The sequence below is a fragment of the Xanthomonas campestris pv. campestris str. ATCC 33913 genome, assembly GCF_000007145.1.
GTDB classification, from domain to species: Bacteria; Pseudomonadota; Gammaproteobacteria; order Xanthomonadales; family Xanthomonadaceae; genus Xanthomonas; species Xanthomonas campestris.
Window position 1 is genome coordinate 382,651 of record NC_003902.1, and the last position, 13,467, is coordinate 396,117.

Consider the following 13,467-nt stretch of genomic DNA (forward strand, 5'->3'; position numbering starts at 1 on the left):
CTCGGTGGCGGCATCCATGCAACCACGTGGTCCCGCAAGCGTGAGGGCGCCGCACCAAAAAGGAGTCCGCAGCTAGGTCACAGCGGGCCATCGCGCTAGTTACATTGGCCTGCCGATGTGCGTCACAACTACACGAGAGCCAGCGAATCAGAAGAACGGCGTGCGCTTCTAGCACCATGTGCACCGACACCCTCGACTGGTCCTTGCCCGCTCACCGTCGCGGGACCTTACGCGGCATGGATGCCGCGTAAGAGCTTACAAGGACGTACTTGCAGCGTGTCCCGCGACGGTGAGCGGGCAAGGGCCCTCCAGCAAACCCGCAGATCATTCGCTCAAAAAACCAACCAATCCACACCGTTCAATCACCTCTCAAGGCAATCAAGAGCCGAGAACGCAAGCGTTGTATTAGCAGTGCTTGAGCAAGAGCACTGCCTGCAAGTAAAACGCTAGGTGGTCCCACGCATGCTGCGATGGCCGACACAAACGCCGGCCATCGCAGTGCACACCGCTAAGCCCGCATCACTTCGCCGCGTTGGCGTTCATCACCGCGTTGCGGCTGGCGTCCAGGTATTGCGCCGGGTCGCGCATGCCGGTGGTGTGGCATTGCCCGGTGGTGTGGCCCCGGTTTACGCCGCCCGGCAGCTGCGCATTGGCCTGCTCCACGGTGCCGTCTTCGGGGTCGTTCAAGACCAGGTCCGAGGCGGCGTTGCAGTAGTCGTTGGTGTACCAGTTGGTCTTGGCGAACGAGGTCGTGTAGTAGTTGACCTTGGCGCGCGCATCGGCGGGAATGCCGGCCAGCCAGGCCTTGGCGCCGTCGTAGGTGAGGTCGGTGTTGCTGCCGCACCCAACGCCGAACCACGAACCCACTGCAGCCAGAATGCCGGACAGGTTGGTGCCCTGGTACGGCGTGCCTACCGACTGCATCACGCGCCCACCGGTGGCGTTATCCAGCCCGCTCCAGTAGTAGGTGTACAGATGCAGCGCGGCCATGCCGCCCTGGCTGTGCGCCACCGTGGCGAACGAGGACCACTGGCTGGCGAACTGCGCCAAACGCTGTGCGAATTGATCGTTGCTGCGGTTCTGCTTGGCATCGATAAACGACGAGGCGTTGCTGAACTGCGCTTCCGGCCACACGCCGTTGGAGCAGTACCCATGCACCAGCACCAGCCGCGATCCGGCCGCCTGCGGTTGCGCCAGTGCACTGGCAGTGGCCAGCGTGCGTGGGCGCGGCCCCATGCGCATGCTTTCATCGATGCCGGCCGTGGCGCGCGCAATACTCGCCCGGCGCAGTGCAGGCAGCTGCAGCTGCAGCGGCAGCGGCAGCGTGTCGGCCTGTGCCAACGGGATGTAATGGTCCGGGTCTTCGATGCGCAGGCCGCGCAGCGTGAACGGTGCACGCGCACCGGCACGCGCCACCCAGCGCTCGTCCAGGCTCAACGGCAGCTGGCCTTGCTGCGGTGTGAGCATGCCGCCGATCCAGGCCACCGGAATCTGCTTGCCCTTGGCGTCGGTGCCCCACACCTGACCGAACACGCGGTAATGCGTGGGCGCCTGCCCGCGTGCGGCGATCGGCAGCCCGATACTCAGGCGCGTGCCGTCCGCCGCGCGTGCGCTGAGCGCGTTGCCGAGTAGACGCACAGAGGTGTCCAGCACGGGTAATACGTGCTCGCTGGTACGCACGAACGGCTGCCCGGCCTGGTCGCGGCCATGCACGATCACCTGTGCGATCCAGGTGCCGGCACTGGTCGGCTGAAAGCTGCCGCCATACACGCCATCGCCGGCAGCGCCGTCGTCGTGCTTGCCGTCATCGGCCATCGCAAACGTGCGCGCCGTGCCCTGTGGATCGAGCACGCGCAGGCTGGCCTGATCGATCTGCCCGGCCTGGCCAGCCAATAAGCCCGCGCCTTGTGCATCGCTGCCGCTGAGCAGCGCATTGAGCGTCAGCGACTGGCCCACCTGCTGGTGGCGATGCCGTGGATAGGAGGCCAGCTGCGTGCGCGGGTCGCCTTCCATCAACACATAGCCACGTTGCGCCGTGGGCGAGGCCGACTGCAGCGTCAGCGACCACACACCGTTCTGCGCAGCGTCCACTGCATAGCGCATGCCGCTGGTGCCGCTGTCGGCACTGCCGAGCCGTGTGCGTTGTGCTTGCAGTTGCGGCGCTGCTGCGGCGCGCGCGCCGGCAACGCGCGGTGCGGCCACGGCCGCGTCCCACTGCTGGTCACCGGCCAGCACCATGAAACGCAGGTGGCCGTTTTCCACCGGCAGGCTGCCCTGCCAGCGTGCACTGGCACCGGCCGGTGCGAGCTCCACCGGCAGTAATGCGCTTTTCGAAAGGATGGCTGATTCCGCCGGTTCGGGTGCGCGCATCTGCGCGAACTCTTCTGGCGGGCCGGCCAATTGTTTGGGCTGTAGCTCGGCCGCGCCCAGGGGCGCGGCGATGAGCGAGAGGGCGCACGACAACGACAACAGCGACGGCGTATGCATGGCAACAGCGCTCCTTGGAGTTGCAAAGTGATGCACTGCGATCGAACACAGCGGCACCGGATGCAGCGCCCCCTCGCTGCGATTCGCAGTCGGTTATACCCCGCATGCATGACAGTGCCGCTGTGCGCTGCAACACCTCACGCGCAACAAACAACCCTGCAGAAATAAATAGTACAGAGTGTGATCCAGGTCGTGGACCTGCCGATTCTTCGCACCTGCAGGCCGCAGAAAACCAGAGGTCTGCGGTTGATGGCGAACCCCGAAACTTGGCGGGTGTCAGTCCGCCAATGGACGCGCGTGGCGGGAGCGGTACTGCTCAACCCACGCGACAGACTGTGCGATGCCGCCGAATGGATAGAAGTGCAGGCTGACGTCTCCATGCGCTTCGCTGAGGCCGGCGGTGAGGCGATCCACAAAGCGATCCGGCCCCGCAGTCCCGAACAGCTTGCCGAGCGAGATGCCGTACTTGGAGAGCATCGATGCACATGCGCCAACACCGCACCGTGCGGCATAGCGTGCGAGCACTGCGACGCCCGCAGGACCCGGCACGCCCACATGCACGGGATGGGCAATGCCACGCGCGCGCAGCGCCTCCAACCACGTCAGCACAGTGTCGGCATCGAACGCGAATTGGGTGACGATCAGCGGCGCCATGCCGCGCTCGGCAATGCTGCGGCACTTGCGTTCAAGCACATCCCACTGCGCGCTTGCAGGCATGCTCGGATGGCCTTCCGGATGTCCGGCCACGCCGATGGCCTTGATGCCCGAGCGCTCAAACACGCCTGTCTCGATCAGCGACACGCTATCGGAAAACGGCCCAACCGCAGACGGCGCATCACCCGCGATCACCAGGCAACGTTCAACGCCGGCCTCATCGACGGCGCGCCTGACGAACGCCTGTAGCGCGTAGCGCGAGGCGATGCGCCGCGCAGACAGGTGCGGCATAGGCGCGAAGCCGAGGGCGCGCACCCTCTGTGCGGCGGCCAGTCGCGCATCGTCGTTCTGGCTGGGCAGGTAGGGAATGAACATGCTTGAGCCGCGCATGATCTGCGGCGCTGCTGCAGTCAGCGCCGGCATGTCGTGTGCGCCGACCTCCAATGAATAAGCATCGGTGATGGTGGCGGCGCGGCTGGGGGGATCCGGGGACATCAACGGCGGCGCCGTCCTGTGGTGATGAGTGGTTGGCTCGCGCACATCAGCGTTGATCGTGCGGGAGGGCAGCCATGCAACACGCGCGCCTGTGCGGTGGTGTCCGTCGGTGGAGTCACGGCGCAGTGCCGCTGCCATTGCCAGGCTGGCGTGCCAGTTCGATAAAGGCGCGCAGGTAGTCGATGGCGATATCTGCCTCGCGCGCCCCCAGAAAAATTTGCTTGGCGATGCCACGTGCACCCAGCCGAACCGGCACCACGTCCATCCTGGCGGCATATTCCTCCACCAGCCAGCGCGGCATGGCGGCCACACCGCGGCCACTGGCCACCATCTGCATCATGATGTCGGTGGTTTCGATAGCTTTGTGGCGCCTGGGCGTGACACCGGCCGGCAGCAGGAACTGGCTATAGATATCCAACCGCTCCAGGTCCACCGGATAGCTGATGAGCACCTCGCGTGTCAGCTGCGGCGGCGTGACGTAGGCGGCCGACGCCAGCGCATGACCGCTGGCCACCACAAGCACCTGCTCGTAGTCGAACACCGGCTCGAAGCGCAGCCCGGGCTTGTACAGCGGGTCGGGCGTGACCAGCAGATCGATCTCGTAGCCGAACAGGGCACCAATGCCGCCGAACTGGAACTTTTGTTTGACGTCCACATCCACATCCGGCCACGTGGCCAGATAGGGCGCCACCAGTTTGAGCAGCCACTGGTAGCAGGGATGGCATTCCATGCCGATGCGCAGCGCACCGCGTTCGCCCTGCGCGAACTGCCCCAGGCGCTCTTCGGCCAGATCCAGCTGCGGCAGCACCCGGTTGGCCACCGCCAGCAAATACTGGCCAGCCTGGGTCAGCCGCAAGCTGCGCCCCTCGCGCAGCCAGACATCGGTGCCCAGCTGCTGCTCCAGCTTTTTCATGCTGTGGCTCAGCGCCGACTGGGTCAGGTTCAACACGCCTGCGGCGGCCGTCAGCGAGCCCTGCTGCTCGACCTGCTGGACGATGGAAAGATGGATGCGCTCAAGCATTCAGATGATCCGAATTCATGGATTGTTGAAATAACACCATTTTACTTCATCGAATGCGCGCCCTAGCATCGGGGTTCGTCGTTTTAAGGCCATCTGCATGACTGTCAACGTGCCACACCCACTCCGCATCGTTGCGGTGTCCGGCGGGATGCAACGCCCCTCCAAGGCGGCCGCTCTGGCCGAGCACCTGCTGGCATTGATCGCCGCGCAGGTGCCGTGCGAACAGCATCTGGTGGAACTCGGGGCATTGGCACCGCAGTTCGCGGGTGCGCTCTGGCGCTCCCAGCTGTCCGCAACGGTGGAGCAGGAACTGGTCGCGGTGGAGCAGGCCGATGTGCTGGTGGTGACCACGCCGGTGTATCGCGGCTCCTTCACCGGGTTGTTCAAGCACTTCTTCGACTTCGTCCATCAAGATGCCTTGATCGACACGCCCGTCCTGTTGGCGGCCACCGGTGGCAGCGAGCGGCATGCGTTGGTGATCGACCACCAGCTGCGGCCGCTCTTCAGTTTTTTCCAGGCCCGCACGTTGCCGCTGGGCGTCTATGCAACCGACCGGGATTTTCTGGACTACCGCGTGCACAACGAGGCCCTGGCCGAACGCGCCAGGCTAGCGGTGCAGCGGGCATTGCCGCTGATCGCAGTGACGCGGCAGGCCAGCGCCATCGCAAAAGAAAACGTGGCCGCGGCTTGAGGGCCACTTGCCCACGGGCGCCTGGCTTGCCACCACGCCGCTGGCGGGCCACCGGGTCCGTTGGCGAATTGCTTGCCGGTCCAGCGTCCCTGCCTCCATCCAGCCAGCATCAACCGCTGCGCTGAAAACTGCGTTCGTATTGATTTCGAGAACAAGGCGTCAGTGTGCAATGACTCAAGAATTGACCTTCAGCATCAAGAGCCTCCGCTTCGATGAGGACTACCGTCCCGCGGCCAATACACGCAACACGACGAACTTTGCCAACCTGGCCAGAGGGCAGCGTCGCCAGGAGAATTTGCGCAACACGCTGGCGATGATCAACAACCGCTTCAACGACCTGGCGCATTGGGATAACCCCAAGCGTGACCGCTACGCTGTCGAACTCGACATCATCTCTGTCGAGATGAAGATCGGTGAGCGCGACACAGGCGATGCATTCCCGTTGATCGAGATATTGCAGCCCAGCATCCTCGATCAAACAACCGGCGCGCGTATCGACGGCATTGCAGGGAATAATTTCTCCTCCTATGTGCGCGACTACGATTTCAGCGTGCTGCTGCCAGCGCACAATCAGGACACATCCAGCTTCAGCCTGCCGGAGGGGTTCGGCAGCCTGCATGGCACGCTGTTCAAGCAGTTCGTGAACTCGGATACCTACACGGCGCGGTTCGCCAAGCCGCCGGTCATCTGCATCAGCGTCTCCAGCAGCAAGGTCTATCACCGCACCGGAAACCGCCACCCCATCCTGGGCGTTGAATACAGGCAGGACGCATTTTCGTTGACGGATCAGTACTTCGAAAAAATGGGCCTGCAGGTGCGTTATTTCATGCCGCCGAACAGTGTCGCTCCCTTGGCGTTTTACTTCCTCGGCGACCTGCTGAACGACTACACCAATCTGGAGTTGATCGGCACCATCAGCACCATGGAGACCTTCCAGAAGATCTACCGGCCGGAAATCTACAACGCCAATTCCGCCGCGGGGACCATCTACCAGCCGAGCCTGAAGCATCAGGATTACTCCGCGACCCAGATCGTCTACGACCGGCAAGAGCGCAGTCAGCTCGCGGTGACGCAGGGCAAATTTACCCAGGAGCATTTCATCAAGCCCTACGGGGACATTCTTGAGCAGTGGGCCTCCAGCCACGCTTTCTCGTCAACACCAACGCAAGACATTGCCCATCATGAATAAGCTGCTCCCCACCTCCACCGCCGGTAGTTTGCCCAAGCCGTCCTGGCTCGCGCAGCCCGAGAAACTCTGGTCGCCCTGGAAGCTGCAGGACGAGGAACTGACCGAAGGCAAGCAGGACGCGTTGCGCCTGTCGCTGCAGGAACAGCAGCACGCCGGTATCGATATCGTCAGCGACGGTGAACAGACCCGCCAGCATTTCGTCACCACCTTCATCGAACACCTCAGCGGCGTCGATTTCGAAAAGCGTGAGACCGTGCGCATTCGCAATCGCTATGACGCCAGCGTCCCGACCGTTGTTGGCGCGGTGAGCCGGCCCAAGCCCGTCTTCGTGGACGATGCCAAGTTCCTCCGCCAGCAAACCCGGCAGCCGATCAAATGGGCGCTGCCCGGCCCGATGACGATGATCGATACCCTTTTTGATGCGCACTACAAAAGCCGCGAAAAGCTGGCCTGGGAATTTGCGAAGATCCTCAATCAGGAAGCCAAAGAACTCGAAGCTGCTGGCGTGGATATCATCCAGTTCGACGAGCCGGCCTTCAATGTCTTCTTCGATGAAGTCAACGACTGGGGCGTTGCCACGCTTGAACGCGCGATCGAAGGGCTCAACTGCGAGACCGCCGTCCACATCTGCTATGGCTACGGCATCAAGGCCAATACCGATTGGAAGCAGACGCTGGGCTCGGAGTGGCGTCAATACGAAGAGTCGTTCCCCAAGCTGCAGGCATCCACTATCGACATCGTCTCGCTGGAGTGCCACAACTCGCATGTGCCGATCGATCTGATCGAACTGGTGCGCGGCAAGAAGGTCATGGTCGGCGCCATCGACGTGGCAAGCAACACGATCGAAACACCGCAGGAGGTGGCCGACACGCTACGCAAGGCGCTTCGGTTTGTGGATGCCGACAAGCTCTACCCGTCCACCAACTGCGGCATGGCGCCGCTCGCCCGGCACGTCGCACGCGGCAAACTCAGTGCCCTCAGTGCGGGTGCAGACATCATTCGCGCAGAACTGTCGGCGCAGTAGCGCACTGGTGATTTCGATGGATTGGCTGCCGTCGCATGTGCCGCGCGCTCAGCCTCATGAGGTGGAATCAGGTCGTTTGCGTGTCGAGTGTGCCGCGCGCGTACCTAGGCTGAGGCATGGTAGCTAACACCGCATGTGATGCTCGGCTGCCATGTGCAACGTCGATCAGGGCCCATGGTTGGCTCCCAGTCCGGGAAGATGGTAGGCCGATAGTGGGTGTGGCCTGGTTAAACCCTTGCTGCGAGGACTTGCTCGTCAGCGCCATCACTGGCCTTGTTAGGAACTGCACGCGCGGGGCGGCTACGTAACCCCGCAAGTGAAAAAGCTGCGAATTGAACGCGTTACATGTGGCTAACATTTGGTTGATGTGCGGTACCAAATGGTGCAGAATTTCGCCAACACACCCGCCACGCCTCTACAGCTTCTGCTGAAAGCGCAATTTGGCGGGTTTTTTTTGCCTTTGGCACAGGGAGGTGGGGACAATGCAGTACATGAAGGAGGCGTTGGACTACGCCCAGCAGATTCAGCAGTTGCAGGACCGAGGTCTCGCAATCGCCGATCCCGTCACAGCAGAACTCTATCTGCGGAGGGTTGGTTACTACCGCCTGATGGGCTATCTGTTTCCTTTGCGAGTTGCAGGCAGCGATACCTATCTGCCGGGCGCGAGCATGGACATCGCGCTCGGACTTTACGAGTTTGATCGTCTTCTGCGCCATCTTGTAGGCGAAGCCATTGGACATATTGAAGTGGCCACTAGGACGGCAGTGACCTATAAGCTGGCTCACGCCTACGGCAGCTTTGGCCATCGCAACGCGGCTAATTTCAGGGCAGACGGTGGGGACCGGCGCAGTTTGGGTAATTGGCACGTAATCTGGCTAAGAAAGGTCGACGACGAGGTCAGCCGTGCCCGGGAGACGTTCATAGAACACTACAGACAGCGATACACCACCCCACCTTTCCCTGAAGTGCCCATTTATATGGCCAGTGAGGTGATATCACTTGGCACGCTGTCCAAATTGGTGCGTGCCATGCATGGCGTGGATCAAACCGCAATTGCCGCTGAATTTCAGACGGCTGGACCGGTTTTGGTCAGTTGGCTTCATGCCGTCTCCGTGGTTCGCAACATGGCGGCGCACCATGGTCGGTTGTGGAATCGAGTTCTTGGCGTGTCGCCGATGATTCCCAGGCACGGGATCTGGGCGAGCGCGTCGTCGGTGGTTCCAGCAAATCGCCTATTTTTTGTGCTGTGCGTGTTGCATCACCTGCTCAAAAGCACTGCGGCCAATGTTACGCACTGGCGGACGACTGTCAGCAATCACCTGCGCCCTCTTCTGGTCGACGCGTCGCATAGAGCCGGCATGGGAGCCCCGGACAACTGGGAGACGCACGCGCTGTGGAGATGAGCAATGAGCTGCCAAGCGGTTGGCGCGCGGGCATGTTGGCAACGGCCGCCCGATAGCGCGTTTGAAGTGTGTGTGTAGCCCCGGTTGTCGAGTTGCGCGCTGCGCGCGACCGCGCAACTCGATGTCTTACACGCAATGCCACCAAAACAGGGAACTTCCGTAGTACCAGGTTCAGGGTAGTTACATCAGCTCAGTGAATCAGTAATTGACCTGCAGCTGCAGCCGCAGCAGATCGCCTTCGACTACCGGATACGGCGCAGTGGTGACGTCGGTGCGCTTCATCTTCGAATAGGCGAAGACCAGTTCCAGCGCATCCATCGGCTGCCATTCGACGCCGGCTTCCACTTCGTCCAGGCGCATGCGCGGCGCATTGGTATCGAACTTGGAACCGCCACGGTAGGTCTGCCACTTGAGGTAAGGCAGCAGCGTGCCGTAGTTGAAGTCGTGCTTGAACATCGCCTGCACGTAACCGCCGCTCAACGAACGCGTGCGGATACGCCGCTGCGCCACGTCCAGCTCCGGGCCGCGGCCCACGGTCCACTCGGCCTGCAGGCCAAACGGCTGCGGGTAATAGATGATGTGCGCGGCCACGCGTTGATCGGTGTAGCCGTTCGGCTCGGTGATGGTCGGGGTGAAGCTGCGGCCACCGATGTTCACCGCTGCCGCCGTCGGCACGAACTTGCCGGCGTAGGCATCGGCGCCCACTTCCAGGTACTGGCCGTTGGCGAGCTTGAACGGGTAGGTGGCGTGCACCACCGCATGCATGCCGTCGTTGCGCTCGGCGCGGTTGGCGCCCTGGCCGTTGTACACACCGGCACCGAGCACGCCGTAGTCGCCCGAGCCCTTCAGGCCGGATTTGACCAGGTCCTGGAAGCGTCCCTTGGCCACCGTGGGGCTGTAGTAGAACACCGCGCCGATGTCGCGTTCGTCGCGCAGGCCGGAATTGAGCGCGTCGGCTCGGTCCAGCGTCAAGCGGTTCTGGCTGGACTGCAGGTTTTCCCAGCCGTAGGGCATCTTCGACTGGCCCACGCGCACGCGGTATTCGCGCTTCTTGTCGAAGAAGATGTCGGCGTAGGCATCGCGCAGCTGCGCGAAGTTGGAGGTGGTCGAACCTGTCGGGGTGCTGGCGAAATCGGGCTGGAAGTACAGCGACACGTGCTCGTTGAGATCGCCGCTCAGCACCAGGCGTGCACGGCGGATGCCCAGGCTCTGGTCATTGCCGATGAAGCGGTCGCCGGGCGCACGCAGGTCCTGCGCATCGCCACCGATGCCCTGGTTGTAGCGGATCTGGGTGTAGCCGCGCAGGCTCAACTTGTCGTACCACTTCTTGGGCGCGTCGCTGGCGGCGGTCGGCACGGGCGCGGCCGCCGGAGCAGGCGGCGCTGCCTGGGCCACGCCGGTGCTGGGCGCGGTGGCCGTGACTGGTGCCGCGGGCGCTTCAGGCAAGGCGGATGCCGGCAGCTTGCCGTTCTCGTCCACCTGCACGAACTTGCCCAGCTTGTCGCGCCCGGGTGCTGGCTCGGCAAAGATCTGCTTGGTCTTGCGGTCGACGTACAGCTCCAGCTCGGCGGCCAGCGTGCTGCCGCTGGCGGTCGCGCTGAGGGCGCACAGGACGGTGGCGAGATTGCGTTTTTTCATGGATCCGGCTCGGCAAGGGGAACTGGGCGGCGGTGGCGTGGCCGGCCCAGGCGCTCCTGCAAGAAGGGCGCGTGCGGCCAGATGCCGGGCACCGTCATGGCGCTCCGCAGTGCTGCCGTAGCAGCGATGGGGTGCAGTTATATTTATGTTTGATGTCAGTTTGGTGACATCGGCAGCGCCATCCGACGGATGACTGTGTCAGCTGCATTTCCGGCAGATGTCAGTGCGGCGGCAGGCGCGGCGCAGTGCGCGCCTGCCCAGGCCGGGCGTCTACTTCCTTGGCGCGATGGCGCATGCGGCTAGCGCTGCGGGATGCGTGACCACGGCCAGGCGGTGCGGAGATACAGCGCTTTGGTGTCGCCTGTGTGGTCGGTAGAGCGCGGAGGGCGCAGGGATGCCCGTCCGATACCGCGCGGCTATCGGATGCAGGGCCTTTGTTCTGGGGGATCATCGGGGTTGGCGTTCTGCGTCTCGGAGCCAAGGATCCCCGCACGACACCATGGCGACCAAGCCTGCACGCCATCGGCAGCGACCGGAGTTGTGTTCCTTGCGCATCGGGCGCAGCAGCGACTCAAGCCACATTCGCTTTCAGTCGGCGCGACAGGCGCGGCCCAGGCATGCCGTCATGCCGGCAGCTGGGCGCCGCCTGCCTGGCGCCCTTCTGGCCGAGTGACCGGCGCGTTCGCTCCGGCTGCGTTGGCGGCAACAGATCTCCGCCGGGCCCACTCACCGTTCGCAGGACCTGCCTGCGAACGGCGCCGGGATCAGCCCGCCGGCTGCGCCGCCAACGCAGCGGCAATGGTGGCGCGCAGCGGGGTGGTGGGGCGGCCGATCAGCTTGCTCAAGGTGTGGCTGTCGTCGAACAGGCTGCCGCCGCCTGCGGACGCCGAGCACTGCGCCAGTACCTGGGCGAAGCCGGCCGGCAGCCCGGCCTGGACCAGGGCCGCGGCATAGTCCGCCTCCGGCATGTCGTGGTAGGCCACCGGCTTGCCCGCCTGCTGCGCCAGCTCGGCGGCGTAGTCGGCCATGCTGAAGGCTTGATCGCCTGCCAGCTCGTAGATGCGTCCGGCCTGCGGTTCGGCGGAGGCCAGTACTGCCGCCGCGGCGGCCGCGTAGTCGGCACGGGTTGCCGCGCTGATCCTGCCATCGCCAGAGCTGCCGATTACCGCGCCGTGCGCCAGTTCCGGGCCGATCGAGCCGGTGTAGTTCTCGGTGTACCAACCGTTACGCAGCAGCACGTGCGGCACGCCGCTGTCGCGCAGCAGTGCTTCGGTGGTCACGTGCTCGCCGGCCAGCGAGAGCGTGCTGGTGTCCGCACGCAGCACGCTGGTGTAGGCGAGCAGGCCCACGCCGGCACGCTTGGCGGCCTCGATCACGTTGCGGTGCTGCTCCACGCGCGCGCCCACCGCGTTGGAGGACACCAGCAGGACCGTGCCGACCCCGGCGAAAGCGGCGTCCAGCGAGGCCGGGTCGGCGTAATCGGCGCGACGTACGCTGATGTCGCGTTTTGCGAATGCCGACAGTGACGCGGTCTCGCGCGCGGTTGCTACGATGCGGCCGGCAGGCACACGCTCAAGCAACGCATCGACGATCAGCGCTCCCAGGTGTCCGCTGGCGCCGGTGACAAGAATCAGGGGGGAGGTGTGTGCCATGATGCGCTCCGTCAGGTATCGATAAGAGGTTTGGTCTAGTATTTAGACCGGAAGTCCAGCGAGCCTATTGTCGGGGTCGTCCCATCCTCCGCAAGGAGGCAGTTTTTTCTCCCCCTGGTTACCGTGAGATGCCCCTGTGAATGCGATTGCCCTGTTTCCGCCGCCGCCGTCCCTGGAAGGGCCGTTCGACGCCACCAAGTGCCCGGTGCGCGATGTGCTCGACCAGATCGGCGACAAGTGGACCTTGTTGATCCTGCTCACGCTGATCCCTGGCCCGTCCCGTTTCAGCGCCATCCAGCGCGCCGTGCCGGATATCTCCAAACGCATGCTCACCCAGACCCTGCGCAACCTCGAGCGCAACGGCATGATCACCCGCAAGGTCTACGCGACCAAGCCGCCGAGCGTGGAGTATGCGTTGGCCAAGCTGGGCGTGGCGCTGCTCGGCCCGGTCTCGCAGCTGCTCAACTGGGCCGGCGAACACCACGCCGACATCCGCACCGCACGTGAGCGTTTCGACCGGGCGCAGACCGCCGGCCTGATGGAAGCCAACGACCCGATCGCCTGACGCTGCGCGTTGCCGCGGTCACGGCGATCGCGGTGACCGCGGTGACCGCGGCAGCGTATGCGCGCGACGCTGGTGCACGCGTCAGGTCGCTCCTGCGATGCACCGGCATGCAAGGCGAACGTTGGACTGGGTGACTTAGGTGTTGGTCCTTCGATAGTGGGCTGCTGGGCGTGTATGCCTCAGCGCTCGTTTGGTCGCCTGCGGCAACGCCGCAGTCAGTCGGCTTCGCGCATCGTTCTGCATGCCGCTCATACCGCTCACACCGCTCTGACCGTGTGATGCCTTGTCGTTGCTGCTGCGCGCCGAGTGCTCGTCCTGGCGCGCAATCCTATGCGGTGGCGTATTGGCGCGGCCGCGACACCTGAGCGGATGGTTGTTGGCCCACTACAGGCACGGCCCAGGCAATCCAGTCGGGCCCACCACCGTTGCACGCGTCGGCAGCAGCGTTGCCGCACGCGCTGCCATCGGCCCGTGAAAACACACTCACAAAGGCGCGCGGCGACTAAACATCATGTTCTGGCTTGCACACCGGCCATCACCACAAACCGTTGCGCTGCAACGTGCAGCGTCATCCGCTATCGCAGCGATCAGAAATACCAATCGAAGCCGACTCAAGCGTAAGCGCCCAAGTCCGATAAGGCGACACCA

10 protein-coding genes are annotated in these 13,467 nt (G+C 63.9%); 5 read left to right on the top strand and 5 right to left on the bottom strand.

All coding sequences use genetic code 11. The annotated features are described in order from the left end of the window. Positions 1 to 519 precede the first annotated feature (519 nt). The 3 genes from XCC_RS01620 to XCC_RS01630 all read right to left on the bottom strand — a co-directional run bounded on the left by XCC_RS01620 (position 520) and on the right by XCC_RS01630 (position 4,657). Complete coding sequence (locus tag XCC_RS01620) at positions 520 to 2,487, bottom strand: choice-of-anchor X domain-containing protein (RefSeq protein WP_164923322.1); 1,968 nt, start codon at positions 2,485 to 2,487, stop codon at positions 520 to 522. Positions 2,488 to 2,763: 276 nt separating this feature from the next. Continuing rightward, the gene (locus tag XCC_RS01625; protein ID WP_029216870.1) at positions 2,764 to 3,639 is read right to left on the bottom strand and encodes a methylenetetrahydrofolate reductase; all 876 of its coding nucleotides are present in this window, start codon (positions 3,637 to 3,639) and stop codon (positions 2,764 to 2,766) included. A gap of 112 nt (positions 3,640 to 3,751) precedes the next feature. Next, positions 3,752 to 4,657, bottom strand: a complete 906-nt coding sequence (locus tag XCC_RS01630) for a LysR family transcriptional regulator (RefSeq protein ID WP_011035570.1) — start codon at positions 4,655 to 4,657, stop codon at positions 3,752 to 3,754. A gap of 97 nt (positions 4,658 to 4,754) precedes the next feature. On the opposite strand from XCC_RS01630, the gene msuE reads away from it, so the two are divergent. The 4 genes from msuE (at position 4,755) to XCC_RS01650 (ending at position 8,964) form a co-directional block, all read left to right on the top strand. Then, a complete protein-coding gene (gene msuE / locus XCC_RS01635) occupies positions 4,755 to 5,348 on the top strand; it encodes an FMN reductase (protein WP_012437092.1) in 594 nt (197 codons plus the stop codon). 169 nt (positions 5,349 to 5,517) lie between these two features. Further along, a complete protein-coding gene (locus XCC_RS01640) occupies positions 5,518 to 6,537 on the top strand; it encodes a DUF1852 domain-containing protein (RefSeq protein ID WP_011035572.1) in 1,020 nt (339 codons plus the stop codon). Continuing rightward, the gene (locus XCC_RS01645) at positions 6,530 to 7,561 is read left to right on the top strand and encodes a methionine synthase (RefSeq protein ID WP_011035573.1); all 1,032 of its coding nucleotides are present in this window, start codon (positions 6,530 to 6,532) and stop codon (positions 7,559 to 7,561) included. Before XCC_RS01640 ends, XCC_RS01645 begins: the two co-directional genes overlap by 8 nt. A gap of 482 nt (positions 7,562 to 8,043) precedes the next feature. Continuing rightward, positions 8,044 to 8,964 (top strand): Abi family protein, encoded by a 921-nt coding sequence (locus tag XCC_RS01650; RefSeq protein ID WP_014509335.1) that lies wholly within the window; start codon positions 8,044 to 8,046, stop codon positions 8,962 to 8,964. Positions 8,965 to 9,162: 198 nt separating this feature from the next. On the opposite strand, the gene XCC_RS01655 is transcribed toward XCC_RS01650, so the two are convergent. Together XCC_RS01655 and XCC_RS01660 are read right to left on the bottom strand one after the other, a co-directional pair. Beyond that, positions 9,163 to 10,602, bottom strand: coding sequence for an OprO/OprP family phosphate-selective porin (locus XCC_RS01655; RefSeq protein WP_011035575.1), 1,440 nt, complete (start codon positions 10,600 to 10,602; stop codon positions 9,163 to 9,165). A gap of 764 nt (positions 10,603 to 11,366) precedes the next feature. Beyond that, entirely contained in the window at positions 11,367 to 12,254 is an 888-nt protein-coding gene (locus XCC_RS01660) for an SDR family oxidoreductase (RefSeq protein ID WP_011035576.1), read from the bottom strand. 136 nt (positions 12,255 to 12,390) lie between these two features. On the opposite strand from XCC_RS01660, the gene XCC_RS01665 reads away from it, so the two are divergent. Then, positions 12,391 to 12,819, top strand: a complete 429-nt coding sequence (locus XCC_RS01665; protein WP_011035577.1) for a winged helix-turn-helix transcriptional regulator — start codon at positions 12,391 to 12,393, stop codon at positions 12,817 to 12,819. Positions 12,820 to 13,467: the final 648 nt, after the last annotated feature.